The following is a 25,655-nucleotide window of genomic DNA, read 5'->3' as shown; positions in this document are numbered from 1 at the left end:
AACGTAGAGAAATCCGAGATCTCGAGGCCGAAAAATGAAACTTTTAGGGAGAAATTGACGCCAGTCATCCTCAAGACAAATGCGAGGAATGGCGCTGTTACTGGGCTGCAGCCCAATAGAAAAAGGGGACAGAGAAAGTCTGTCCCCTTTGTGAATGGTGGAGCTGGGGGGATTTGAACCCCCGTCCATAAGTCTTTTTCGTACAGTTCTACATGTGTAGTCGTCTGATTTGAGTCTCGCCAAATGAACCGCGCAGCGACACGCTGAACACCCAGCCAGTACCCTTTTTTCTCACACCACCTCAAGGTACCCGAGGTGATGCCAGCCCATATGTTTTACCTTGCAGCTAGGACTTTGAGGGGTTTAACCCCCTCATCACCCTAACCCAGCCTATCGGCCAACTGTTGCAAGGCTCACCGGATTAAGCGGCGAGTGCGAAACGTTCGTCGTTTGCAGTTAGTTTTTTTTCCGAAGTTTTACGAGGATCAGAACCTCGACATGCCCTGCCACGCGTCCGAACCCATGTCGAAACCAGTGCAGCCCCTGAGGGATCTATTTTAGGCGCTCTTGAGGAATTTCAAGAGGTCCATCGGCGAATCAATGTGCAAATGGGCATTCCAGCGCGAAATATCGGTCTGTTGACCCAAATAACCGTAGGTGGCCGCCACGGTGCCCATTCCTGCGGCCAATCCTGCCACGATGTCGCGCTCGTCGTCGCCAACATAAACGCACCGGGCCGGATCGACCGACAATCGGCGAGCCGCTTCGAACAAAGGCTCAGGGTGCGGTTTGGCGTGTGGCGTGGTGTTGCCACTGACAATGGCACCCGCCGATGAGAACAAGGGCATGGCGGAGGTCAGCGGATCGGTGAATCGGCTCGACTTGTTGGTCACCACACCCCAAGGCAGGCCTTGCCCAACCAGCGCCGAAATCATCTCGACCACGCCGTCAAAAATTCGGGTGCGCTCGGTCATGCAGTTTTCGTAGTTGACGAAAAACTCTTCCTTCATCGCCTCAAACTCGGCGTGCTCGGGTGTCATGTCGAAAGCGATGCCCAACATGCCTCTGGCCCCTGCACCTGCCATGTGGCGGTAATGCTCCAGGGGGAAAGACGACAAGCCACGGTCCACCCGCATTTTGTCGACCGCCGCACCCAAATCCGGGGCACTGTCAATCAAGGTGCCGTCCAGGTCAAAAAGGACGGCTTGGATGTCTTTGAACATGATCAGGCTTTCCGGCAGGCCAGCAAGTAATTCACACTGGTGTCTTGGCTGAGCCAATAGCGTTTGGTGAAGGGGTTGTATTCCATGCCTTTGAAGCCTTGAGCGTCCAATCCGGCATCGCGTGCCCAGGTGGTCAACTCGCTTGGCTTGATCAGGCGGGCAAACTCATGCGTGCCTTTGGGCAACAACCTGAGGATGTATTCGGCCCCCACAATGGCAAACAGAAAAGACTTGGGGTTCCGATTGAGTGTGGAAAAGAACACCCAACCGCCGGGCTTGACCAATTGGGCACAGGCTTTGACGACCGATGCGGGATCAGGCACATGTTCGAGCATTTCCATGCACGTGACCACATCGAACTGCTCGGGCTGCTCAGCGGCCAAGGCCTCGGCGCTGACTTCGCGGTACTGCACCCCTTGTGTGCCCGCTTCGAGCGCATGCAACTGGGCGACTTTGAGCGATTTGGTGGCCAGGTCAGCGCCCAACACCTTCGCCCCTTTGCGTGCCATGGCGTCGGCAAGAATACCGCCGCCGCAACCAATGTCGACGACGTTCAAGCCAGTCAAGGGCACCAGACCATGGATCCACTCCAGACGCAATGGGTTGATTTGGTGGAGGGGGCGGAATTCACTTTCCGGGTCCCACCAGCGGTGGGCCAGATCGGAGAATTTGGCCAACTCGGCCGGATCGACATTGGATTGGATGTTGCTCATGGTGTCTGATTGTCGGTGAACAGGCCTTCATGCATGAACGACAGGCGAAAAAAAGCCCCATTGCTGGGGCTTTTGACTAATCCTAGAGTGGATTATCAGTTGGCGCGTGTGCCCACAACTTCGATTTCCACGCGGCGGTTCTTGGAACGGCCAGCAGCAGTCTTGTTGTCAGCAACTGGCTGCTTTTCGCCCTTGCCTTCGGTATAAACGCGGTTCTTTTCGATGCCCTTGGTCACCAAATAGGCCTTGACAGCGTCAGCACGCTTGACCGACAGCTTCTGGTTGTAAGCATCAGCGCCCACGGAGTCGGTGTGGCCCACTGCGATGATGACTTCCAGGTTGATGCCCTTGACTTTGCCAACCAGATCGTCCAACTTGGCTTTGCCTTCGGCCTTCAACACGGATTTGTCGAAGTCAAAGAAAGCGTCTGCAGCGTAAGTCACTTTGGTAGCAGCTGCTGGGGGCAGCGCAGGAGCGGCTGCTTTAGGAGCTGGTGCAGGTGCGGCCTTAGGGGCTGGAGCAGCTGGAGCAGGTGCAGGAGCTGCCTTAGGAGCCACGATGGCGCCATCGCAACCAGGCGCTGCAGTAGCAGGTGTCCAGTTGGCATCGCGCCAGCACAGTTCGTTAGTACCGTTTTTCCAGGCGTCGCCCGAAGCGCTGCGCCAGTTGTCAACAGATTGAGCACCGGCGGCTGTTGCGAGAGCTGCGGAGGCAATCAACATCGCTACTTTGTTGAAATTGTTCATGGTCTTCCTCTAGAGAGATAAAGCCGCAGACTCGCTGCGAAAAAATGACGTTTCAGATGACCTTCACCTGATCCGTTGGGTTTTATTGTGCCATAGACACGAAACGCATTCGTTAAACAGCGTACACACGCGACATCCGAACCCTGGATGAATGACAAATGTTGCATATACGCGACACCCTCTTGCACCTAAAATGCATGTTTTAAAGTGCCAATTCCCTCCTTCTATATATGACACAGTTCGCCAAAGAAACACTGCCCATCAGTCTGGAAGAGGAAATGCGGCGCAGCTACCTCGATTACGCTATGAGCGTGATTGTGGGCCGAGCACTCCCCGATGCGCGTGACGGTCTCAAACCCGTGCACCGCCGAGTCTTGTTCGCCATGCACGAGCTGAACAACGACTGGAACCGCCCTTACAAGAAGTCGGCCCGTATCGTGGGTGACGTCATTGGTAAATACCACCCGCACGGCGACCAGTCGGTGTACGACACCATCGTGCGCATGGCTCAGGACTTTTCCATGCGCCACATGCTGGTGGACGGCCAGGGCAACTTCGGCTCGGTGGACGGCGACAACGCAGCCGCGATGCGTTACACCGAAATCCGTTTGGCCAAGATCGCCCACGAGATGCTGGGCGACATCGACAAAGAGACTGTCGACTTCGGCCCCAACTACGATGGCTCCGAAAAAGAGCCCTTGGTATTGCCTTCGCGCCTGCCCAACTTGCTGATCAATGGCTCTGGCGGCATCGCGGTCGGTATGGCCACCAACATCCCACCCCACAACCTGAACGAAGTGGTGGACGCTTGCCTGCATTTGCTGCGCAACCCCGAAGCTTCCATCGACGAGTTGATGGAGATCGTGCCCGCGCCCGACTTCCCTACTGGCGCCATCATTTACGGCATGACAGGCGTCAAAGACGGCTACCGCACAGGCCGCGGCCGTGTGGTCATGCGGGCCAAATGCCATTTTGAAGACATCGACAAAGGCCAGCGCCAGTGCATAGTGGTCGACGAGCTGCCCTACCAGGTCAACAAAAAGACCTTGCAAGAGCGTATGGCCGAGCTGGTGCATGAAAAGAAAATCGAAGACATCAGCCACATCCAGGACGAGTCCGACAAGTCGGGCATGCGCCTGGTGATTGAGCTCAAGCGCGGCGCGGTGCCCGAAGTGGTGCTGAACAACCTGTACAAGCAAACCCAGCTTCAAGACACCTTCGGCATGAACATGGTGGCCCTGATCGACGGTCAGCCTAAGTTGTGCAACCTGAAAGACCTGATCCAAGTCTTCTTGCAGCACCGACGCGAAGTGGTGACACGCCGCACGGTGTTTGAATTGCGCAAAGCGCGCGACCGTGGCCATGTGCTGGAAGGCTTGGCCGTGGCTTTGGCCAACATCGACGACTTCATCGCGATCATCCGTGGCGCTCCCACGCCCCCCGTGGCCAAGGCCGAGTTGATGACCCGCGCCTGGGACAGCCAAATGGTGCGCACCATGCTGACCCGTGCACGCGATGACGGCTCGGTGGTCAACGCCGACGATTACCGCCCAGAAGGTCTGGAGCGCGAATACGGCCTGGGCCAAGACGGCCTGTACCGCCTGTCGGACACGCAAGCGCAAGAGATTTTGCAGATGCGTCTGCAGCGCCTGACCGGACTCGAGCAAGACAAGATCGTGGCCGAGTACAAAGAAGTCATGTCCGAAATCGAAGACCTGCTCGACATCCTGGCCAAGCCTGAACGCGTCGCGACCATCATTGGCGACGAGCTGGGCACCGTGCGCCAGGAATTCGGTCAGACCAAGATTGGCGCACGTCGCAGCGAGATCGAGCACAGCGCGCAAGACCTGTCCACTGAAGACCTGATCACGCCCACCGACATGGTGGTCACACTCAGCCACAGCGGCTACATCAAGAGCCAACCTTTGTCCGAATACCGCTCGCAAAAGCGCGGTGGCCGAGGCAAACAAGCGGCAGCCACCAAAGAAGACGATTGGATCGACCAGCTCTTCATCGCCAACACGCACGACTATTTGCTGTGCTTCTCCAACCGGGGCCGCTTGTATTGGCTCAAAGTCTGGGAAGTGCCTGCAGGATCGCGCGGCTCACGTGGTCGCCCCATTGTCAACATGTTCCCGCTGCAAGAAGGCGAAAAGATCAACGTGGTCTTGGCCTTGACTGGCGAAGCACGCACCTTCCCCGAAAACCAATATGTTTTCATGGCCACCTCCATGGGCACGGTCAAGAAGACCTCGCTCGACGAGTTCAGCAACCCACGAAAGGGCGGCATCATCGCCGTCAATCTGGACGAAGGTGACTTTTTGATCGGTGCAGCGCTCACCGATGGCCAGCACGACGTGATGCTGTTCAGCGACGGCGGCAAGGCCGTGCGATTTGACGAAAACGATGTGCGCCCACTGGGTCGGAGTGCACGCGGCGTGCGCGGCATGATGATCGAAGACCACCAAAGCGTGATCGCCATGCTGGTGTCGGAACAAGAAAACCCCGATGCCCCCGCCGACGAAGCCAAAGCCCGCGCCAGCGTGCTCACGGCCACCGAGAACGGCTACGGCAAACGCACCAGCATCGCCGAATACACCCGCCACGGCCGTGGAACTAAGGGCATGATCGCCATCCAGCAATCCGAGCGCAATGGCAAAGTCGTGGCCGCCACCTTGGTACATGCCGATGACGAGATCATGCTCATCACCGACACTGGTGTTTTGGTGCGCACCCGCGTGTCCGAAATCCGCGAGCTGGGCCGCGCCACGCAAGGCGTGACTTTGATTGGCCTAGACGAGGGCGCCAAGCTGTCGGGCCTGCAACGCATCGTGGAAAACGACGCGAATGCCGCCGAGGGCGATGCCGATGCACCGACGGACGACAGCGCACCTGCAGCGGAATAAGTGATGGGGCGCGCTTTCAACTTCTCGGCGGGTCCCGCCGTCATGCCAGAGGCTGTGTTGCAGCAAGCCGCATCCGAGATGCTGGACTGGCACGGCTCAGGCATGAGCGTGATGGAGATGAGCCACCGCGGCAAGGAGTTCATCAGCATTTACGAGCAGGCCGAAGCGGATCTGCGCGAGCTGCTGGCCGTGCCTGCAAACTTCAAAATCTTGTTCATGCAAGGTGGCGGTTTGGCCGAAAACGCCATCGTGCCCTTGAACCTGTCGCAAGGCGGGGCCATGGACTTTGTACTGACGGGCAGCTGGAGCCAAAAGTCGCTCAAGGAAGCGGGCAAGTACGGACAAGCCCGCGTGGCGGCCACGGCGCAAGCCGACGGTTTCACGACTTTGCCCGCGCCAGCCACTTGGCAGATTGGCGCTGACAGCCGCTACGTGCAAATCTGCGGCAACGAAACCATCCACGGCGTGGAGTTCCATGAACTGCCCGACCTCAAGGCTTTAGGCTGCGACGCCCCGCTGGTGGTGGATTTTTCCTCGCATGTGGCCTCCCGGCCAGTGGACTGGTCGCGTGTGGGCCTGGCTTTTGGGGGTGCGCAAAAGAATTTGGGTCCCGCAGGTCTGACCTTGGTCATCGTGCGCGAAGACCTGATCGGCCATGCCTTGCCCCATTGCCCCAGCGCCTTTGATTACAAACTGGTGGCCGACAACCAGTCGATGTACAACACGCCACCCACCTACAGCATTTACATCGCCGGGCTGGTGTTCCAGTGGCTCAAGAAAAATGGCGGCATCGCCGCCATGGAGCAACGCAACATCGCCAAGGCACAGCTGTTGTACGAGTTTCTCGACAGCTCCAGCCTGTTCGAAAACCGTGTCGCCCAAGACTGCCGCTCGCGCATGAACGTGCCTTTCTTCTTGCGTGATGAGTCGCGCAACGAGGCCTTTTTGGCAGGCGCCAAAGCGGCCAACTTGTTGCAACTCAAGGGCCACAAATCGGTCGGGGGCATGCGGGCGAGCATTTACAACGCTATGCCAATCGAAGGCGTGCAGGCTTTGGTGGCCTTCATGCGCGAATTTGAAAAAACACAGGCCTGAACCCGGCCCTCTGAAAGACTTGCGGACATGAGCCAACAACCCATTCAGTCGGATGCCTTGGGCGCTTTGCGTGTGCAAATTGACGCACTGGACAAGCAACTGCTCAGCCTGCTGAACCAGCGTGCCCATGTGGCCGAGAAAGTCGGCGAGATCAAACGCGCCGAAGGCTCGCCCTTCTTCCGCCCCGACCGCGTCGCCCAGGTCATCGACAAGATCACCCATGCCAACCCTGGCCCGCTGAAAAACGAACACGTCGCATCCATCTGGCGCGAGATCATGTCGGCTTGCCTGGCGCTTGAAGCGCCACAGCGCGTAGCGGTACTCGGGCCCCAAGGCACATTTTGCGAGCAAGCAGCGATTGAGTTTTTTGGCAGCGCGGCCAACCTGATTTACTGCGCCAATTTCGACGAAGTCTTTCACGCCACCGCTGCGGGCACCGCCCAATATGGCGTGGTCGGCATGGAAAACTCCACCGAAGGCGTGGTGGCCCGATCGCTCGATTTGTTCTTGCGCTCGCCTGTGCATGTGGTGGGCGAAGTCAGCCTGCAGGTGCGCTTCAATTTGCTGCGCCAGCTCAATTCAGACGCTGGCATCGAGGTGGTGATGGCCCACCCCCAAGCGCTGGCCCAGTGCCAGGGCTGGTTGTCCAAGCACTTGCCGCATGTGGAGCGCCGCGCTGTCTCCAGCAACGCAGAAGGGGCCCGTTTGGCCGCCACCAACCCGGCTTGGGCGGCCTTGGCCAGCGAACGCGCCGCCAGCCAATTTGGCCTGCACATCGTGCACCACGCCATCCAAGATGAGGCGCTCAACCGCACACGCTTTGCCGTCATCACATTGCCCAAGACCCTGGCCACACCGCCTGCCTCGGGCAAAGACTGCACCAGCTTGGTGGTGTCGGTGCCCAACCGCCCCGGTGCCGTGCACGACTTGTTGGTGCCGCTCAAAAAAAACGGCGTATCCATGACGCGATTTGAGTCCCGACCCGCCAAATCGGGCCAGTGGGAGTATTACTTCTACATCGACCTGCAAGGCCACATCAGCGAGCCGCATGTGGCTGCAGCCCTGCAAGAATTGCAAGGCCTGTGCGCTTTCTACAAAGTGCTGGGTTCCTACCCCGTACCTGAGTGAGTGCGCGGTGAAATTTGAACGCCTGGCCCTGATTGGCTGCGGCCTGATGGGCGGCTCGTTTGCACTTGCCTTGCGCCAAGCGGGCTTGGTGCAGCACATCACCGGTTTCAGCGCTTCCGAAAAAACACGCCAACGCGCCTTTGAGCTGGGTGTCATCGACCAAGCTTGCAACAGCGTTGCCGAGGCGGTGCAAGGTGCGGATTTGGTCTTGCTGGCCGTGCCCGTGGGTGCCATGCAAAGCAGCTTTGCCGCCATGCGCGATGCGCTGGCACCCCATGCTTTGCTGATGGACGTGGGCTCCACCAAATGCGATGTAGTTGCAGCAGCCCAAGCAGCTTTGGGCGAACGCCTGAATTGCTTGGTGCCTGCCCACCCGATTGCGGGCAAAGAGGTGGCTGGCATCGAGCATGCCGAGGCCACGCTGTACCAAGAGCGCCGAACCATCCTCACACCCCTGCCGCAAAACAGCATCCGTCAAATCAAAACGGCGAGCGAGATCTGGGCCGCCATCGGCAGCCATGTGAGCCACATGACCCCTGAGGCACACGACGCCACTTTTGCAGCCGTCAGCCACTTGCCCCACCTGTTGGCCTTTGCGGCAGTGAATGCGCTCACTGCTCAGCCGCAAGGCGCTGCGTTTTTGGAGATGGCGGGCCCTGGCTTTCGAGATTTTTCCCGCATCGCCGCATCAGATGCGTCCGTCTGGCGAGATATTTTGAACGCCAACCAGTCTGAAGTGCTCACGCAAATGGCGCACTTTCGCGCGGCGCTTGATCAATTTGAAAACACCTTGAAGCAAGGCGACACCGCCGCGCTGCAGCAACTGATTCAACAAGCCAGCGACGTGCGCTCGGCTTGGACGCTGCAAGCGGGCAATGCTTGCAACAAAGCCTCTGAAGACTGACCCCATGTTCTCCACCGCCTTCCTTGACCTCCCTGCGCTGCAAGGCGCGTCCGGCACTGTCACCCTGCCCGGCTCCAAAAGCATTTCGAACCGCGTGCTGCTGCTCTCAGCACTTTGCCAGGGCACCACCGTGGTCCACGACCTGCTGGACTCGGACGACACCCGCGTGATGCTGGCCGCGCTGCGCCAACTGGGCTGTGGCGTCGAGGTGGCGGGCACCACGGTGACCATCACGGGCTTGGGCGGCCGCGCATGGCCAAGTGAGGCGATTGAATTTTTCATGGGCAATGCGGGCACGGCCATGCGCCCGCTCACCGCTGCGTTGGCGGTGCAAGGCGGTGATTTCACGCTCAAAGGCGTGCCCCGCATGCACGAGCGCCCGATTGGCGACCTCGTGGACGCGCTGCGCGAGCTGGGTTGCGCCATAGACTATCTTGGCAACGAGGGCTACCCGCCGCTGCGCGTGCGCCAGCCTTCGCTGCAACTGGACAAACCCATTCCCGTGCGCGGCGATGTGTCCAGCCAGTTCCTCACGGCCTTGCTGATGGCCCTGCCATTGGCCGCGCAGGACCGCGCCATCACCATCGAGGTGGTGGGCGAACTCATCAGCAAGCCTTACATCGAGATCACGCTCAACCTGCTCGCGCGGTATGGCATTGCCGTGGAGCGCCAAGGCTGGGAACGCTTTGTTATTCCGGCGGGCAGCTGCTACCAGTCACCCGGCACGATCCACGTCGAAGCCGACGCTTCTTCGGCCAGCTACTTCATCGCACTCGGCGCCATCGCCCAAGGCAGCGGCATCCGCATCCAGGGCGTGGGGGCCGACTCGATCCAAGGCGACATCCGCTTCATGGATGCCGCAGCGCAGATGGGCGCCAAAATCACCAGCGGCCCCAACTGGCTGGAGATCCAGCGTGGCGCTTGGCCGCTCAAAGGCATCACGCTCGACTGCAACCACATCCCCGACGCCGCCATGACGCTGGCCGTGATGGCGCTGTATGCCGACGGCCCCACCACACTGCGCAACATCGCCAGCTGGCGCGTCAAGGAAACCGACCGCATCGTGGCCATGGCCGCTGAAAGCCGCAAACTCGGGGCCACTGTGGAAGAAGGCCCAGACTGGATCACCATCCACCCACTCAAGCCAAGCCAGTGGCAACGCGCCAGCATCCACACTTACGACGACCACCGCGTGGCCATGTGCTTCTCGCTGGCGGCTTTCAACGCTGACCAAGTCCCGGTGCGCATCAAAGACCCCAAGTGCGTCGCCAAGACCTTCCCCGACTACTTCGAGGCCCTGTTCTCGGTGGCGCACACGGCAGCCGCCAACATTCCAGTAATTTGCATCGACGGTCCCACCGCCTCGGGCAAAGGCACCCTGGCCAGCCGCGTGGCCACGCAACTCGGCTACCACTACCTGGACTCAGGTGCGCTCTACCGCGTGACCGCCCATGCCGCTTTGCAGTCGGGCCTGACTCTGGAAGCCGCTGACGAAGCCCAAATTGCTGACCTTGCCCGCCACCTGCCCGTGCGTTTTGAAGGCGAGCAGGTCCTGCTGAACAACGTGGACGTGACCGATGCGATCCGCAGCGAACAAGGCGGCATGAACGCCTCCAAGGTGTCCGTATTGCCCGCCGTGCGAGATGCTTTGGTGGATCTGCAACACAGTTTTCAGCGTCTGCCAGGTCTGCTGGCCGATGGCCGAGACATGGGCACGGTGATCTTCCCGAAGGCCCCTTTGAAGGTTTTTTTGACCGCCAGCGCCGCCAAACGCGCTGAAAGACGTCATAAGCAATTGATTTCTAAGGGTTTTTCGGCTAATATCGACGCTCTTCGCGCTGACTTGGAAGCGCGTGATGCACGGGACATGTCCCGCAGCGTCGCGCCACTCAAGCCCGCACAAGATGCCTTGCAACTGGACAACTCGTCCTTGACCATCGAAGCCTCGGTGGAACAGGTGATGGTCTGGTGGCAAAGTCGGCAGGTTTTCGGTTAACCAACCCAAGTTAATTGACCGAACACGGCCACCCCAGCCCACCCTGTGTGGGCTGTCCTGAAGTTCCACTCGGCTCTCTTCGTGCAGCTTGCACACTGGTCAGGTGGTTTTTTAAAACCAACCGCGGCTCACACCGCAAACCAATCGCCACAGTCAGCTCCTGGAAACGACGCATTCCGCGTTCGTCAGTCCTGTTTGTGGATGAGGAAATCACATGTCTGAATCTTTTGCCGCCCTCTTTGAGGAATCCCTGCAACGTACCGAAATGCGCCCTGGTGAAGTCATCACCGCTGAAGTGGTGCGCATCGAACACAACTTCGTGGTCGTTAACGCCGGTCTCAAATCCGAGTCCTACGTGCCCCTCGAAGAGTTCAAGAACGACCAGGGTGAAGTCGAAGTCCAGGTCGGCGACTTTGTCTCGGTGGCCATCGGCTCCATCGAAAACGGCTACGGCGACACCATCTTGTCCCGCGACACCGCCAAGCGTCTGGCTTCGTGGATGTCTTTGGAAAAAGCCTTGGAATCCGGCGAGTTCGTCACTGGCGTGACCAGCGGCAAAGTCAAGGGTGGCCTGACCGTGTTGGTCAACGGCATCCGTGCTTTCTTGCCCGGCTCTTTGGTCGACACACGTCCTACCAAAGACCTGTCTCCCTATGAGAACAAGACCCTGGAATTCAAGGTCATCAAGCTCGACCGCAAGCGCAACAACGTCGTGTTGTCACGCCGCGCAGTGGTGGAAGCATCGATGGGCGAAGAGCGCGCCAAGCTGATGGAAACATTGCGCGAAGGCTCCATCGTTCACGGTGTGGTCAAGAACATCACCGAATACGGTGCGTTCGTGGACTTGGGCGGCATCGACGGCTTGCTGCACATCACCGACATGGCATGGCGCCGTGTCCGTCACCCTTCCGAAGTGGTCACTGCGGGTCAGGAAATCACTGCCAAGATCCTCAAGTTCGACACCGAGAAAAACCGCGTGTCCTTGGGTCTGAAGCAAATGGGCGACGACCCATGGATGGGCGTGAACCGCCGCTACCCACAAAGCACCCGCATGTTCGGCAAGATCACCAACATCGCCGACTACGGCGCGTTTGTGGAACTCGAGCCAGGTATCGAAGGCTTGGTGCACGTCTCCGAAATGGACTGGACCAACAAGAACGTGGCACCTTCCAAGATCGTTGCCTTGGGTGACGAAGTCGAAGTCATGGTCCTCGAGATCGACGAAGACAAGCGCCGCATCAGCTTGGGCATGAAGCAGTGCCGTGCTAACCCATGGCAAGAGTTTGCTCAGAACACCAAGCGCGGCGACCGCGTGAAGGGTCCGATCAAGTCGATCACCGACTTCGGCGTGTTCGTGGGCTTGGCTGCCGGCATCGACGGCTTGGTGCACCTGTCTGACTTGTCTTGGAACGAAACCGGCGAAAACGCCGTGCGCGAATTCAAGAAGGGTCAAGAAGTTGAGGCTTTGGTCTTGGCTGTGGACGTGGACCGCGAGCGCATCAGCTTGGGCATCAAACAGCTCGACTCCGATCCTTTCACCACTTTCGTGTCGATCAACGACAAAGGCCAGACCGTCACCGGTAAGGTCAAGACTGTGGATGCCAAGGGCGCTGAAATCGACCTGGGCGAAGACATCATCGGCTACCTGCGTGTGTCCGAAATCTCGCGTGACCGCGTGGAGGATGCCAGCCATGTGCTGAAAGTCGGCGACGAAGTGACTGCTGTGGTGGTGAACGTGGATCGCAAGACCCGCAACATCCAGTTGTCGATCAAAGCCAAAGACGCTGTGGACCAACAAGAAGCCATGGCTTCCTTGTCACAACAATCGAAGAGCGAAAACGCTGGCACCACCAGCTTGGGCGCTCTGTTGCGTGCCAAGTTGGACAACAACTGATCTTTTTGATCTGAAGACGCTTGCTGTCTGAAAAGCCTGCCCCTGTCATGGGGGCAGGCTTTTTTCAGACCGGTGCTGGACACCTGCAAGACACATGAACCACAAAGTGACCCCATGACACGCTCCGACCTGGTTGAAGAACTCGCTGCACGTTTTGCACAGCTGACCCACCGTGACGCCGAACTGGCCGTCAAAACGGTGTTGGACGCCATGAGCGACGCCTTGGTCAAAGGCCACCGCATCGAGATTCGCGGCTTTGGCAGCTTCTCCATCAACCGCCGCCCACCCCGTGTTGGCCGCAACCCCCGCTCCGGTGAGAGCGTTCAGATTCCGGAAAAACGGGTTCCCCATTTCAAACCCGGCAAAGCCCTGCGCGAAGCCGTGGACGCTGGCACCCCGAACCCAGCAACAGGTTCATCCAAAACCTGAACTGTTGGGCAGCCCACGCTGGCGAAGACATCCAGCCGGAGCCCATGGACAACAGCCCTCAGGGCATCGACTGGCCCGTTAGAATGAAGCCAGATTCTGAGGTCTTCCATGAAACGTCTGCTTCGGCTGCTTCAGTGGCTACTGAAAGCCGCCGTCTTTTTCACACTGTTTGCTTTTGCGCTGAACAACCAGCAAGAGACACGTGTCAATTTCTTTTTCGGCACCTATTGGTCAGCCCCCACCGTCTTGGTGGTGCTTTGCGCGTTTGGCCTCGGTGTTGCCGTGGGCGTACTGGGCATGGTGCCCCGTTGGTGGCGCCACCGCCAAGCGCTGCGCATGAACGCATCGCCCCCCACACAGCTCACTGCCGAGCCCGAGAAACCCTATGGAACTTGACCTGACCTGGATTTTGGTGGGTCTGCCCGCTGCGTTTGCGCTGGGCTGGATCGCCTCGCGCCTGGATCTGCGCCAAATGCGCATCGCCAACCGCCAAGCACCACGCGCTTATTTCAAGGGCCTCAATTACCTGCTCAATGAACAGCAAGACCAGGCGATTGACGCCTTCATTGAGGCGGTTCAAAACGATCCCGACACGTCTGAGCTGCATTTTGCATTGGGTAATTTGTTCCGCCGTCGGGGAGAGTACGACCGCGCTGTACGCGTCCATGAGCACCTGTTGTCACGGGCAGACTTGAGCAGTGCCGATCGGCAGCGTGCTCAACACGGCTTGGCACTCGACTTCTTGAAAGCAGGTCTGCTGGACCGCGCCGAAGAAGCCTTGCGCAAATTGGAAGGCACCACTTACGAAGGCCAAGCACGGTTGGCGCGGCTGGGGATTTACGAGCGATCGCGCGAATGGCCTGAAGCTGCGCAAGTAGCCCAACTGCTCGAAAAGTCTGGCGAAGCCAATTTCGAGATGCGCCTGGCGCATTACCAATGCGAGCAAGCCCGTGAAGCCGTACAACAAGGCGATGTGGCCAAAGCTTTGCAACTGCTCAACACGGCCATCAAGACCACCCCCGATGCGGCCAGGCCGCGTATTCTGCTCGGACAACTACAGCTGTCCCAAGGACAGGCCGCACAGGCATTTGCCACTTTGTCGGTGTTGTTCGAACGTGCAGATGCGGCGGCGACGCTGGCTGCACCCAGCTTGGTCAAAGCAGCACAGGCAGCCGCCATGGTTGAGCAGGCGAAGGCGCTGCTGCAAAAGCATTACGACAAACAACCCGGCATCGATGTGCTGGATGCCATCACCGCTCTGGCCGACCCATCGCCAGAGGGACAAGAGGCGTCGCACCAACGCTACCTGGACCACCTGGGTCAACACACCTCATTGATGGCCGCTGCACGTTGGTTGTCGAACGAAAACCAAACAAGGCCTGCCTTGCCCGCACCCGTGCAAAAAGCGCTGGAGCAAGCCATTCGGCCCTTGGCCCGTTACCGCTGTGCTGCTTGTGGCTTTGAAGCCAAAGAACATTTTTGGCATTGCCCCGGTTGCCAAGCCTGGGACAGCTACCCACCTCGCCGCATCGAAGAACTCTGAAGCGCGCTTGAAACAACTGGTTTCAAGTTCGCCGCCCTCCGCCTTGCAGTGCATCCTCATCGGCGCCCAAAATGCAGGCGACTGCCAAGGTCTGCAGCCTTGTACAAGGAGAGGTCGAGATGCTCAAAAAGATCGCTGCCACCGCCATCGCCCTGCTGACCTCGGTCACTTGGGCCCAAGTGGACTTGAACAAGGCCAATGAAATCGAGCTCGACAGCCTGAAAGGCTTAGGCCCGACCATGACCAAGCAAATCATGGACGAGCGCCAGCAAAAGCCTTTCAGAGATTGGACAGAATTCATGCAGCGCGTCCAAGGCATCGCACCGAAGAAAGCTGCCAGCTTGTCTGATCAAGGCCTGCGGGTTCAAGGGCAAGCCTATGCCCCAGCCCCACGCCACCCTGCAAAAAAACTCTGAGCCGTCAAAAAATGCCCCAAGCTTGAGTGAGGGATCTATCGATCGCCAAATCCGCCGCCACCCGGCGTGTGGATTTCGAACACATCGCCCGTCTGCATCTCGACCTGCCCAATGTGCGCCAGCTCTTGCACGCTGCCGTCGCTGCGCACCACGCGGTTGATGCCCGGCAAGCCGCTGTGACCACCCGCCATGCCAAAGGCTGGATGGACCCGACCGTTGGACAAAATGCCCGCCGTCATCGGCTCCAGAAAGCGCACACGGCGCACGCCGCCGTCGCCACCGTGCCAGCGCCCCGAACCGCCCGAGCCTTGGCGGATAGCGTAGCTCTCCAGCCGTACCGGGAATCGGAACTCCAGCACCTCAGGGTCCGTGAGGCGTGAATTGGTCATGTGGGTTTGCACCACCGAAGTGCCGTCAAAACCACCCACCAACTGACCTTGTGCGTCAAAACGCCCACCCGCACCGCTGCCACCCGAAATCGTTTCGTAGTACTGCACCCGTGCATTGCCGAAGGTGAAGTTGTTCATGGTCGGCTGGCTGCCCGCCATCACACCCAATGCGCCAAACAGCGCATTGGTGATGCAGGTCGAAGTTTCCACATTGCCCGCCACCACGGAAGCCGGCGGATTTGGGTTGAGCATTGAGCCTTGGGGAATGATGACCTTCAGGGGCTTCAGGCAACCCGCGTTCAGCGGGATGTCGTCGTCCACCAGGCTGCGGAACACGTACAGGACGGCTGCCATGCACACCGCCCGTGGCGCGTTGAAGTTGTTGGACAGCTGGGCGCTGGTGCCGGTGAAATCGATCTCGGCCGTACGCTCGGTAGCATTCACGCGCACCGCCACCTGGATCTGCGCCCCGTTGTCCAAGGGGAAAGTGAACGACCCGTCTTTGAGGCGGGTGATGACGCGGCGCACCGATTCTTCGGCGTTGTCCTGCACATGGCGCATGTAGGCCTGCACCACGTCCAAGCCGAATTGATCGACCATGCGGCGCAGCTCTTGCACGCCTTTTTCGTTGGCGGCAATTTGCGCTTTCAAGTCGGCCATGTTTTGCGCCGGGTTGCGCGAAGGGTATTCGCCGCTTTGCAGCAGCGCCGCCATCTCGGCCTCGCGCAAATGGCCCGCTTCGACCAACTTGACGTTGTTGATCTGCACGCCCTCTTCTTCGATGCGGGTGGAAAACGGCGGCATGGAGCCAGGTGTCAAACCGCCCACATCGGCATGGTGCCCTCGTGAGCCCACATAAAACACGGGATCTTTGTGACCGTCTAAATAGACAGGGGTGATCACTGTGATGTCGGGCAAATGCGTGCCGCCATGGTACGGATCGTTCAGCACAAACACATCACCTGGCTGCATGCGCCCCTTGTTTTCGTGGATCACGGTCTGGATGCTCTCGCCCATCGAGCCCAAGTGCACCGGCATGTGCGGCGCGTTGGCAATCAAATGGCCCTCGGCACTGAACAGCGCACACGAAAAGTCCAGCCGCTCTTTGATGTTGACCGAGTAGGCCGTGTTTTGCAGTTGCAGCCCCATCTGCTCTGCGATGTTCATGAACAAGTTGTTGAACACCTCCAGCAGCACCGGGTCGGCCTGCGTGCCTGCGGCGTGCTGCACCGCCCGCGCTTGCACACGCACCAGCAGCAAATGGTCCAAAGCCGTTAACCGTGCCTGCCAGCCTGGCTCTACCACCGTGGTGGCATTTTTCTCGGCAATGATGGCCGGGCCGTCGATCACATCACCCGGGCGCATGTCTTCGCGCACCACCAGCGCGGCTTCCTGCCACTCGGCCACGCCTTGTGCGTTGGCGGCGAACACCCGCACCGTGTCGCGACGTGGCACCTCGCGCTCAGCATTCAGCGCATGAACAGCCTCTTCGGGCGCATCGCCTGGCAGCACCGCCTCCACCGACACCGCTTCGACCACCAAGGCCTTGCCCTGCATCAAGAAGGCAAAGCGCTGGCGGTAAGCCGCCTCAAACCCGGCCACCAACTGGGCTTGATCGCCCCAGGGCACCACCAGCGCCGAGTCGGTGCCTTCGTAGCGCAAATGCACGCGTTGGCGCAGCTCGATGCGGTCGACATGCGTTGCGTCCCCGCCCATTTGCGCCAGCAAGGCTAAGCGGGTGGATTCGCCCAATGCCTGCAAGCGCTCGGCCATCAAGGGCATGGCGGCAGCTTCCAGTCGTCGCTCAACGGATTCCTCGCGCATCACGTTCTGATCGGCCAAGCCCATACCATAAGCCGACAGCACACCCGCCAGCGGGTGCACCAGCACCTGCGACATGCCCAGAGCATCGGCCACCAAACACGCATGCTGCCCGCCCGCGCCACCAAAGCATTGCAAGGTGTAACGCGTCACGTCGTAGCCCCGCGCCACCGAAATTTTCTTGATGGCATTTGCCATCTGCTGCACCGCGATCTGGATGAAGCCATGCGCCACGTCTTCGGCAGCGCGGCCGGTTTGCTTGGCCAATTGCTCAAAATGCCCGCGCACCACCTCGGCGTCAAGCGGTTGATTGGCTTCAGGCCCGAACACCGAGGGGAAAAACTTCGGCTGCACCTTGCCCACCATCACGTTGGCATCGGTCACGGCCAAAGGCCCGCCCCGGCGGTAACTGGCTGGGCCGGGGTTGGCCCCCGCGCTTTGCGGGCCGACGCGGAAACGCGCACCGTCATAGGCCAACAGCGAACCGCCGCCCGCAGCCACCGTGTGGATGCTCATCATCGGCGCACGCATGCGCACCCCGGCCACCTGGGTTTCAAACTCGCGCTCGAATTGCCCCGCAAAGTGCGACACGTCGGTGGAGGTGCCGCCCATGTCAAAGCCAATCACCTTGTCGTGACCCGCCAACTGCGCCGTACGGGCCATGCCCACAATGCCGCCCGCTGGTCCACTCAAAATGGCGTCTTTGCCCGCAAACACCTGCGCGTCTGTGAGGCCGCCCGAAGACTGCATGAACATCAGCTTCACACCCGGCATTTCGCTGGCCACCTGGTCCACATAGCGCCCCAAAATCGGTGACAAATACGCGTCTACCACCGTGGTGTCGCCCCGGCTGACCAGCTTCATCATCGGGCTGGTTTGGTGCGAGGTGCTGACCTGGGTGAAACCCACCTCACGCGCCAGCCGCGCTGCGGCCCGCTCGTGCGCCGTGTGTCGCCAGCCGTGCATGAACACCACCGCCACCGAGCGCACACCTTGCGCATGCCAATGCATCAATTGGGTGCGCAAATGCACCTCGTCGAGCGGCAACAAAACCTCGCCATCCACCGCCACCCGCTCTTGCGCCTCCACCACCGCGCTGTAGAGCAACTCGGGCAGCACGATCTGGCGGTCAAACAAACGCGGACGGTTTTGGTACGCAATGCGCAGCGCGTCCCCAAAGCCTTGCGTGGTCACGAGCAGCGTAGCTTCGCCCTTGCGCTCCAGCAGCGCATTGGTGGCCACTGTGGTGCCCATCTTCACGCACTCGACCAGCTCAGGTGTGACCGGCTCGCCAGCTTTGAGGCCCAGCAAATGGCGGATGCCCGCCACCGCCGCATCGCGGTATTGCTCGGGGTTTTCAGAAAGCAGCTTGTGCGTGACCAAAGTGCCGTCGGGCCGCTTGCCCACCACGTCGGTGAAGGTGCCGCCCCGGTCAATCCAAAATTGCCAACGGTTTTTGCCAGCGGGTGAGATGTGGGATTCGGTCATATGTTGCTCAAAATTCAAATTCAAAAACCAGCTTCACAAAGAAGCCGCCGCACGCGCCGCTTGGTCATACATGCCCGAGAGCACACGCAGCAATCGAGCCAGTTCGCCAATGTCACGGTTCAAGCCGTCGTCGGCTTTCAAAGCGTCGATCAGGCAACTCTCACGGATTTCGCGGTAGCGCTGCACATAAGCACGGCCCTCGTCGGTGGCGGCATAGGTCACGTCCTTGCCATTCTTTTGCGACACCACCACGCCCAAGCCTTGCAGCTTTTTCAGGGCGTAATTCACCAAATGGGTGTCCTCGATGTTCATGATGAAACAGATGTCGGCCAGGCGTTTGTCACGGGCGCGGTGCGTGACGTGGTGCAGCACCAGCACATCCAAGGGCGTCAAATCCTTCAGGCCTGCGGCCGCCATGCAATGGATGATCCAGCGGTGAAAGGCATTACCCGCCACGATCAAGCCGAACTCGAACTCGCTCATCTCCGCGCTGTCGGGCGAGACCAGATGGGCCGAAGACACAATGGGGCTGGCGGCTGAGGTGCTCAGAGAATTTTTGCGCGGCATGGGTTCCGTCAAGGCTGGAGAGATGAGAAAGTCTATGCCCGATGCCGACAATTTGCCAACAATTTGTTGACGTTAAGGGAAAACACCGAGCACAGATTGGCTCCGCCTTGCCTACAGTGGGCACCAGACAGATGCACCCGATGCACGCGTGAAGCGGGCACCTTTCTTGCACTGCTCAGTGAACCGTTCACTTCCATCTTTCACAGGAGTTTTCATGCAACGTCGTGCCTTACACCTCAGCCTGCTGGCTGGCCTGCTCGCTGTTTCCGGCTTTGTCTCGGCCCAAACCAAGTGGGACCTGCCCGCTGCTTACCCAGCCACCAACTTCCACTCGGTCAACATGACCCAGTTTGCGGCTGACGTGGACAAAGCCACGGCGGGCAAGCTGAAGATCACGGTGCACGCTAACGCGTCCCTCTTCAAAGCACCTGAAATCAAGCGCGCAGTTCAAGGCGGCCAAGCCCAGCTAGGCGAGATCTTGCTGGTGAACTTCCAGAATGAATGGCAGCCCTTTGGTGCCGATGGTCTGCCTTTCCTGGCCGACAGCTACGACGAGTCCATGAAGCTCTACAAAGCGCAAAAGCCGCTGCTGGAAAAGAAGCTGGCCGAACAAGGCATGATGCTCTTGTACTCGGTGGCTTGGCCTCCACAGGGCATTTACAGCAAGAAGCCGATCAACAGCGCCGCCGACCTCAAAGGCATCAAGTGGCGTGCTTACAGCCCCACCACCGCCAAGATCGCTGAACTGGTCGGTGCCCAACCCGTGACCGTGCAAGCGGCCGAGTTCTCGCAGGCCTTGGCCACGGGCGTGGTCGAATCCACCATGACCTCGGGCGCCACAGGCGTGGACAGCAAGCTGTATGAGCACCTCAAGTACTACTACGACGTGCAAGCTTGGTTGCCCAAAAACGCGGTCATTGCCAACAAGAAAGCATTTGACGCGCTGGACAAGCCGACACAGGACGCTTTGCTCAAAGCCGCTGCCGAAGCCGAAACCCGCGGCTGGACCGAGTCGCGCAAAGTCAACACCACCACCATGGAAACGCTCAAGGCCAATGGCATGACCATTGCCGCGCCTTCTGCCCAGCTCAAAGCCGACATGAAAAAAGTGGGTGACACCATCATGAAGGAATGGTTGGAAAAGTCCGGGGCTGAAGGCAAAGCCATTGTCGACGCCTTCAAGCGTTGAGCCGATGCGCCGATTGCTGAATGCCATTTATGCCAGCACCGCCGCCTTGGCGGCGCTGTGCATGTGTGGCCTGCTCTTTATGGTGCTGCTGTCGGTGCTGAGCCGACAGTTCCACTTCCACGTGCCCGGCACCGATGCGTATGCAGGTTACCTCATGGCCGGGGCGGGCTTTTTGGCGCTGGCCCACACCCTGAAGCAGGGAGAACACATCCGCGTCACTTTGGTGCTGAACTTTTTCAAGGGTACAGCCCGGCGTGGGTTGGAAGTGTTCAGCCTCTCGCTGGCCAGCCTGCTGGCTTGTTTGTTCGCCTTCTACAGCTGCCGCCTGGTGTGGCAATCCATCGAGTTCCATGACATCTCGACCGGCAACGACGCCACGCCTTTGTGGATTCCGCAACTGGCCATGGCCCTGGGCACGGTGATTTTTGCACTGGCTTTTGTGGATGAACTGGTGCTGGAAATCCGGGGCCAACGTGCCGCCCCTGAAAGCGGCGAAATGCTGCGCAACGAGTGATGGCCCATGAATGACTTGATGATCACGGGGCTACTGGTCCTGACCTTGTTTCTGATTTTGGGCAGTGGCGTGTGGATTGGCCTCACGCTCTCGGGTGTGGCCTGGATCGGCATGCAAATGTTTTCCGCCAGACCCGCTGGTGACGCCATGGCGGTGACCATCTGGGGCTCGGCCTCGAGCTGGACCCTCACCGCCCTGCCTCTGTTCATTTGGATGGGCGAGATTTTGTTTCGCACGCGCCTGAGCCAAGACATGTTCAAGGGCTTGGCCCCTTGGATGCAAGCCCTGCCCGGGCGCTTGCTGCACACCAATGTGGTGGGCTGCGCCATCTTTGCGGCCGTGTCGGGCTCGAGCGCGGCCACCTGCGCCACGATCGGCAAGATGACCCTGCCCGAGCTGCAAAAACGTGGCTACCCCGAAGACATGGTCATTGGCACCCTGTCTGGCTCTGGCACGCTGGGCCTTTTGATTCCACCGTCCATCATCATGATCGTGTACGGCGTGGCGGCCGATGTGTCGATTGCCCAGCTCTTCATTGCCGGGGTCTTGCCCGGCATGCTGCTGGCGGGGCTGTTTTCGGGCTACATCATTTATTGGTCACTGCGCCACCCAGACCAGATCCCACCGCGTGACGCGCCCATGAGCTTCATGCAAAAGCTCGAAGCTTCCAGCAGCCTGATCCCAGTGGTCTTGCTGATTGCAGCGGTGTTGGGCTCCATTTACACCGGCTTTGCCACCGCCACCGAAGCGGCGGCTGTGGGCGTGGTGGGCGCGTTGGTGCTTTCCACACTGCAGGGCTCCATGAGTTGGACGGTGTTCAAAGACGCCTTGATGGGGGCCACACGCCTGTACTGCATGATCGCCCTGATCTTGGCGGGGGCTGCGTTTTTGACCTTGTCCATGGGCTACATCGGCCTGCCGCGCCACCTGGCCGAATGGATCGGTGGCCTAGGCCTCAGCCCCTTTGCACTCATCATGGCCTTGATGGTGTTCTTCATCATCTTGGGCTGCTTTTTGGACGGCATCTCCATGGTGGTGCTGACCATGGGCGTGCTCATGCCCACGGTGCAAAAAGCGGGCATCGACCCGATCTGGTTTGGCATCTTCATCGTATTTGTGGTCGAGATGGCGCAGATCACGCCGCCCGTGGGCTTCAACCTGTTTGTGCTGCAAGGCATGACGGGCAAGCAACTGCCCTACATCGCCCGCGTGTCCATGCCCATGTTCTTCTTGATGGTGGGTGCGGTGATGCTGATTTACTTTGTGCCCGGCATCGTGACTTGGCTGCCAACGCAGATGAAACTCTGATCTCGCTGCCCTTTCATCCTCTATGATTCAACCCGTCCCCAAAGGACGGGTTGTTCATTTGGGCAGTAAGGATTGTTTGTGTTTAAAAATGTGATGGTTTACCGCATCGGCGAGGGCTTTGCCCCTTCATTGGCCGATGTGCAGGCGGCGCTGGAGCCGGTGCAGTTTGTGGAGTGTGGCGCCAGCCAAGAAAAGTCGATCGGATGGGTACCTCCACGGGGCGAAGCGCATGGCCCACTGGTCGAATCGGTCGGCGGGCAGTGGATCTTGAAACTCATGATCGAGTCCAAGGCCGTTCCCGGCAACGTGGTGCGCCGCAAAGTCGACGAACGCATCGCCGAAATCGAAGCGGCCACCGGCCGCAAACCTGGCAAAAAAGAAAAGCGCGACCTGATGGACGACGTGCTGCTGTCGCTGCTGCCGCAGGCGTTTGCCCGCCAGTCCACCGTACTGGTGTGGATGGACCTGGAAAACCGCCGCTTGGTTCTGAACGCAGGCAGCCAAGGCAAGGCCGACGAAGTGATGTCTGCCTTGATGAACGTGATGGGCGGCCTGTCGGTCTCACTGATCCAAACCGTGACTTCGCCGCAGGCCGCCATGACGCAGTGGCTGCTGGCCCCAACGCCCGACGAGTGGCCGTCAGATTTGACCGTGGAGCGCGAAACCGTGCTCAAGTCCACCGGCGAAGACGCGGCCAGCGTGCGCTTCACCCGCCACCACCTGGCCAACGACGACGTGCGCAAGCATGTGCTGGAAGGCAAACTGCCCACGCAACTGGCGCTGAGCTGGGATGGCCGAGTGGCCTTTGTGCTGACCGAGACCCTGCAACTGAAAAAAGTGCAGTACCTCGACGGCGTGATGGACGAATCAGGCACCGACAAAAACGAAGACCGCTTCGACGCAGATGTGGCCTTGTCCACTGGCTTGTTGGGGCCACTGATCGACAGCCTGATCGAAGCCCTGGGTGGCGAGATGGAACTGGGTGCCTCTGCGGCCGACCAAGCCATTCCCAACCCCACGCGCACCGTGATCAATTCAACGGTCGCCACCGGTGCGTCGACAGGCGACGACGAAGACCCCCCGTTTTAAGACACTCCCAACACCCGCATAAAGGAGCCGCCCCATGCTCACGGTGATCGCGATCTGCCTCGGTGCTTGTGTGGGGGCGCTCTCGCGTTGGCAGTTGGGTTTGTGGCTCAACCCTGCCAGTGTCAGTGCGGGCCTGCTGCCCTTGGGCACGCTGGCGGCCAACCTGATCGGCGGCTACTTGGTGGGTGTTTGCGTGGGGGTGTTTCAGCAACTGCCTGAGTTGGACCCGGTTTGGCGACTGGCACTGGTCACAGGCTTCTTAGGCGCCCTGACCACCTTTTCCAGCTTCTCGGCCGAAGTGGTCGCCATGCTGCAACAAGGCCGCTTTGCGCTGGCAGCAGGTACGGCCAGCATGCACTTGTTCGGTTCATTGGCCCTCACGGTACTGGGACTTAAAACCGTAGGTCTTCTCTGGGCGCGGTAATTGAGCGAGTGGCGGGTTTGCAGCGATACCGGTCGTTCACTTGGTTTCGCCAATTACCAATTTGGATTGTTTTGGCATCTAAAATATAATGAAAAGGGATACAGATTTGACGGAATTTTTTACCTGTATAAATAGGTAATGAACTCCACAAAACCTAGGCTGCAAGCCGCTCTCAGGAGGTTTTCTTCTCCAGCTTATCCCGCAGCGCCCAGAATATCCCGCAACTTTTGCGGTCTACATTACGTTAGGCCTTCTAGGAGACAGCATGCCCCTCTGCGGCGTTGAAATCAAAGGTAGCGAAGCCATCTTCGCCATAGTCGAAGTTCTTGACGGTCAATGGAAGCACATTCCTACAGAGACAAAGCGTATCGCGCTCGACGACGACGACGATGCACAAAACGTCCGCTCCTTTGCGGACCTTATCGCCGGGTTTCTGCGTGACAACAAGCTGACTGAAGTTGCACTCAAGAAGCGCGGAAAGAAGGGAGAATTCGCCGGGGGGCCAACAACCTTCAAGATTGAGGGTCTCTTCCAGCTCAACCGGGACTGCGCAGTTCAACTGGTCTCGGCCCCAACCATCGCCGCGCAAGACAAAAAGCACGGCTTCGCCATCCCGGCGACATTGAACAAATACCAAGTCGAGGCTTTTCGAACCGCTTGTGCTGCGCTTGCCCAACGACTTCCGAAAGCATGACCAAGCTCTACATCGAAGGCTCCAGCGCGCCGCTTGAGATCAAGAATTCATTGCTGGGATTCTCCAAGAACATTGAGTTTCACCGCGAAGACTCAAAGGCTGCAAACGGCTACGTCTTCTTTGGCACAAACCGCGTCACAGGCACGCAGGTCACTCTCAAGTATTATTACTGGGGTGGAAAGACCGAATACCATGCAGAGCCTAGGCAGCTTGCACAGATAGATGCACAGAATGTTCTAAAGATTCTCGATGCCGGTTTGATAGACGCAAAGTGGGCATACTTCATGACGCCCACATGCACCGGTGGCGATCTAGATCTTGTACTTGAGTCAAGTCCCCTTGGAGTTAAATCGGCTCTTGAATACACGTACCAAGCTCTTTCAGGTCTGAGCCATCTTCATGGCAGACGGTTTCTCCACCGCGACATTAAGCTCGCGAACTTGTACTTGACCGAAGCTGGATCGGTTGTCATTGGCGATTTCGGCTCCGTCAAGCGTCTGCCAGAGGCAGTCTCAACAATTCCTGCATCCAGCCATTCACTGATTTATCGCCCGCCAGAAACGATCCTCACCAACTCGTACGGCATTGCTGGAGATGTATACCAATGCGGTTTGGTCCTCTACCAGCTGCTTGGCGGAACACTCTCGTACGACGGCCTTGCGTGGCTCGGCAAGCGGGAACTTGTCCAGCTAGAGACATTGGCAACACCCCTAGACAAAGAAGACTTCATCGACCGCTGCATAAAGGCCAAGATTGCAGCGGGTAAAGCGACAGACATTGCTTCCTTGCCGCCGTGGGTTCCCAAGCCGATTCGTCGGATCATCAACAAGGCCTGTCACGTCGACGCAGCTCAACGCTTTCAATCCGCCTCAGCGTTTATGGCCAAGATCCATGAAACTCGTCCGTCCGTCCCAGACTGGCAAGTCATCGAAGGCTGTCCAACACTTATCGCCAAGACAAGCTACCGGATCGTTTGCGGCGAAGATGGACACTCGGTTCAGAAGCGCGCTGGAACTGACTGGAGAAACGACAACACAATCGCGGGAGATACTCTTGAAGAGCTGGTGGAGAGCATCGCGAAGAAGGCCTAGCCGCTCGCTCGAGCCGACCCGCTACGGCAGGCTCAGCTCGAACGTTAAACCTGCATTTCGAGTTGACAGCTTCGGAGCGAAGCGAAAG

At 59.1% G+C, this 25,655-nt stretch carries 22 protein-coding genes and 1 other RNA gene; 17 read left to right on the top strand and 6 right to left on the bottom strand.

Annotated elements, in window-relative coordinates; genetic code table 11:
• Positions 1–155: 155 nt before the first annotated feature.
• The 4 genes from ssrA to ompA all read right to left on the bottom strand — a co-directional run bounded on the left by ssrA (position 156) and on the right by ompA (position 2,682).
• Positions 156–544: a transfer-messenger RNA gene (ssrA, locus tag SWE17_RS10305) on the bottom strand.
• Positions 545–557: 13 nt separating this feature from the next.
• The gene (locus SWE17_RS10300; protein ID WP_322993011.1) at positions 558–1,223 is read right to left on the bottom strand and encodes an HAD-IA family hydrolase; all 666 of its coding nucleotides are present in this window, start codon (positions 1,221–1,223) and stop codon (positions 558–560) included.
• A gap of 2 nt (positions 1,224–1,225) precedes the next feature.
• Positions 1,226–1,936, bottom strand: coding sequence for a bifunctional 2-polyprenyl-6-hydroxyphenol methylase/3-demethylubiquinol 3-O-methyltransferase UbiG (gene ubiG / locus SWE17_RS10295; protein ID WP_322993010.1), 711 nt, complete (start codon positions 1,934–1,936; stop codon positions 1,226–1,228).
• Positions 1,937–2,031: 95 nt separating this feature from the next.
• A complete protein-coding gene (ompA, locus tag SWE17_RS10290; RefSeq protein WP_322993009.1) occupies positions 2,032–2,682 on the bottom strand; it encodes an outer membrane protein OmpA in 651 nt (216 codons plus the stop codon).
• Between the two features lie 230 nt (positions 2,683–2,912).
• Between ompA and gyrA the strand changes: the two genes are divergently transcribed.
• From gyrA to SWE17_RS10240, 10 genes are all read left to right on the top strand, one after another.
• Positions 2,913–5,588 (top strand): DNA gyrase subunit A, encoded by a 2,676-nt coding sequence (gyrA, locus tag SWE17_RS10285; RefSeq protein WP_322993008.1) that lies wholly within the window; start codon positions 2,913–2,915, stop codon positions 5,586–5,588.
• Between the two features lie 3 nt (positions 5,589–5,591).
• A complete protein-coding gene (serC, locus tag SWE17_RS10280) occupies positions 5,592–6,683 on the top strand; it encodes a 3-phosphoserine/phosphohydroxythreonine transaminase (protein WP_322993007.1) in 1,092 nt (363 codons plus the stop codon).
• A 27-nt stretch (positions 6,684–6,710) separates the two neighbouring features.
• A complete protein-coding gene (pheA, locus tag SWE17_RS10275; RefSeq protein ID WP_322993006.1) occupies positions 6,711–7,811 on the top strand; it encodes a prephenate dehydratase in 1,101 nt (366 codons plus the stop codon).
• Between the two features lie 7 nt (positions 7,812–7,818).
• Positions 7,819–8,715: a prephenate dehydrogenase gene (locus SWE17_RS10270; RefSeq protein ID WP_322993005.1), complete on the top strand. Its 897-nt coding sequence runs from the start codon at positions 7,819–7,821 to the stop codon at positions 8,713–8,715.
• Positions 8,716–8,719: 4 nt separating this feature from the next.
• The gene (locus SWE17_RS10265) at positions 8,720–10,711 is read left to right on the top strand and encodes a bifunctional 3-phosphoshikimate 1-carboxyvinyltransferase/cytidylate kinase (RefSeq protein WP_322993004.1); all 1,992 of its coding nucleotides are present in this window, start codon (positions 8,720–8,722) and stop codon (positions 10,709–10,711) included.
• Positions 10,712–10,925: 214 nt separating this feature from the next.
• The gene (gene rpsA / locus SWE17_RS10260; RefSeq protein WP_322993003.1) at positions 10,926–12,605 is read left to right on the top strand and encodes a 30S ribosomal protein S1; all 1,680 of its coding nucleotides are present in this window, start codon (positions 10,926–10,928) and stop codon (positions 12,603–12,605) included.
• Positions 12,606–12,719: 114 nt separating this feature from the next.
• Positions 12,720–13,034: an integration host factor subunit beta gene (locus SWE17_RS10255; protein WP_322993002.1), complete on the top strand. Its 315-nt coding sequence runs from the start codon at positions 12,720–12,722 to the stop codon at positions 13,032–13,034.
• Between the two features lie 108 nt (positions 13,035–13,142).
• On the top strand, positions 13,143–13,430 hold the full coding sequence (locus SWE17_RS10250) for a LapA family protein (protein WP_322993001.1): 288 nt from the start codon (positions 13,143–13,145) through the stop codon (positions 13,428–13,430).
• The gene (lapB, locus tag SWE17_RS10245; protein ID WP_322993000.1) at positions 13,420–14,577 is read left to right on the top strand and encodes a lipopolysaccharide assembly protein LapB; all 1,158 of its coding nucleotides are present in this window, start codon (positions 13,420–13,422) and stop codon (positions 14,575–14,577) included. Before SWE17_RS10250 ends, lapB begins: the two co-directional genes overlap by 11 nt.
• Before the next feature lie 119 nt (positions 14,578–14,696).
• Entirely contained in the window at positions 14,697–14,993 is a 297-nt protein-coding gene (locus SWE17_RS10240; RefSeq protein ID WP_322992999.1) for a ComEA family DNA-binding protein, read from the top strand.
• Positions 14,994–15,028: 35 nt separating this feature from the next.
• Here SWE17_RS10240 and SWE17_RS10235 read toward each other — a convergent pair whose 3' ends face one another.
• Together SWE17_RS10235 and SWE17_RS10230 are read right to left on the bottom strand one after the other, a co-directional pair.
• Entirely contained in the window at positions 15,029–18,691 is a 3,663-nt protein-coding gene (locus tag SWE17_RS10235; RefSeq protein WP_322992998.1) for a hydantoinase B/oxoprolinase family protein, read from the bottom strand.
• A gap of 33 nt (positions 18,692–18,724) precedes the next feature.
• Positions 18,725–19,258 carry a winged helix DNA-binding protein gene (locus SWE17_RS10230; RefSeq protein WP_322992997.1) on the bottom strand — a complete coding sequence of 178 codons (534 nt, stop codon included), beginning with the start codon at positions 19,256–19,258 and terminating at the stop codon, positions 18,725–18,727.
• 214 nt (positions 19,259–19,472) lie between these two features.
• On the opposite strand from SWE17_RS10230, the gene SWE17_RS10225 reads away from it, so the two are divergent.
• The 7 genes from SWE17_RS10225 to SWE17_RS10195 all read left to right on the top strand — a co-directional run bounded on the left by SWE17_RS10225 (position 19,473) and on the right by SWE17_RS10195 (position 25,567).
• Entirely contained in the window at positions 19,473–20,447 is a 975-nt protein-coding gene (locus SWE17_RS10225) for a TRAP transporter substrate-binding protein (RefSeq protein WP_322992996.1), read from the top strand.
• 4 nt (positions 20,448–20,451) lie between these two features.
• Positions 20,452–20,961, top strand: coding sequence for a TRAP transporter small permease (locus SWE17_RS10220; protein WP_322992995.1), 510 nt, complete (start codon positions 20,452–20,454; stop codon positions 20,959–20,961).
• 6 nt (positions 20,962–20,967) lie between these two features.
• On the top strand, positions 20,968–22,269 hold the full coding sequence (locus SWE17_RS10215) for a TRAP transporter large permease subunit (RefSeq protein ID WP_322992994.1): 1,302 nt from the start codon (positions 20,968–20,970) through the stop codon (positions 22,267–22,269).
• A gap of 78 nt (positions 22,270–22,347) precedes the next feature.
• Positions 22,348–23,358 carry a recombination-associated protein RdgC gene (locus SWE17_RS10210; protein ID WP_322992993.1) on the top strand — a complete coding sequence of 337 codons (1,011 nt, stop codon included), beginning with the start codon at positions 22,348–22,350 and terminating at the stop codon, positions 23,356–23,358.
• 34 nt (positions 23,359–23,392) lie between these two features.
• Positions 23,393–23,782, top strand: coding sequence for a fluoride efflux transporter CrcB (gene crcB, locus SWE17_RS10205; protein ID WP_322992992.1), 390 nt, complete (start codon positions 23,393–23,395; stop codon positions 23,780–23,782).
• Between the two features lie 265 nt (positions 23,783–24,047).
• On the top strand, positions 24,048–24,476 hold the full coding sequence (locus tag SWE17_RS10200; protein ID WP_322992991.1) for a DUF3010 family protein: 429 nt from the start codon (positions 24,048–24,050) through the stop codon (positions 24,474–24,476).
• Complete coding sequence (locus SWE17_RS10195; protein WP_322992990.1) at positions 24,473–25,567, top strand: serine/threonine protein kinase; 1,095 nt, start codon at positions 24,473–24,475, stop codon at positions 25,565–25,567. Before SWE17_RS10200 ends, SWE17_RS10195 begins: the two co-directional genes overlap by 4 nt.
• Positions 25,568–25,655 lie beyond the last annotated feature (88 nt).

It is taken from the genome of Limnohabitans sp. (assembly GCF_034680285.1).
Taxonomy (GTDB): domain Bacteria; phylum Pseudomonadota; class Gammaproteobacteria; order Burkholderiales; family Burkholderiaceae_C; genus Limnohabitans_A.
This window is presented reverse-complemented; position numbering and strand designations above follow the sequence as displayed.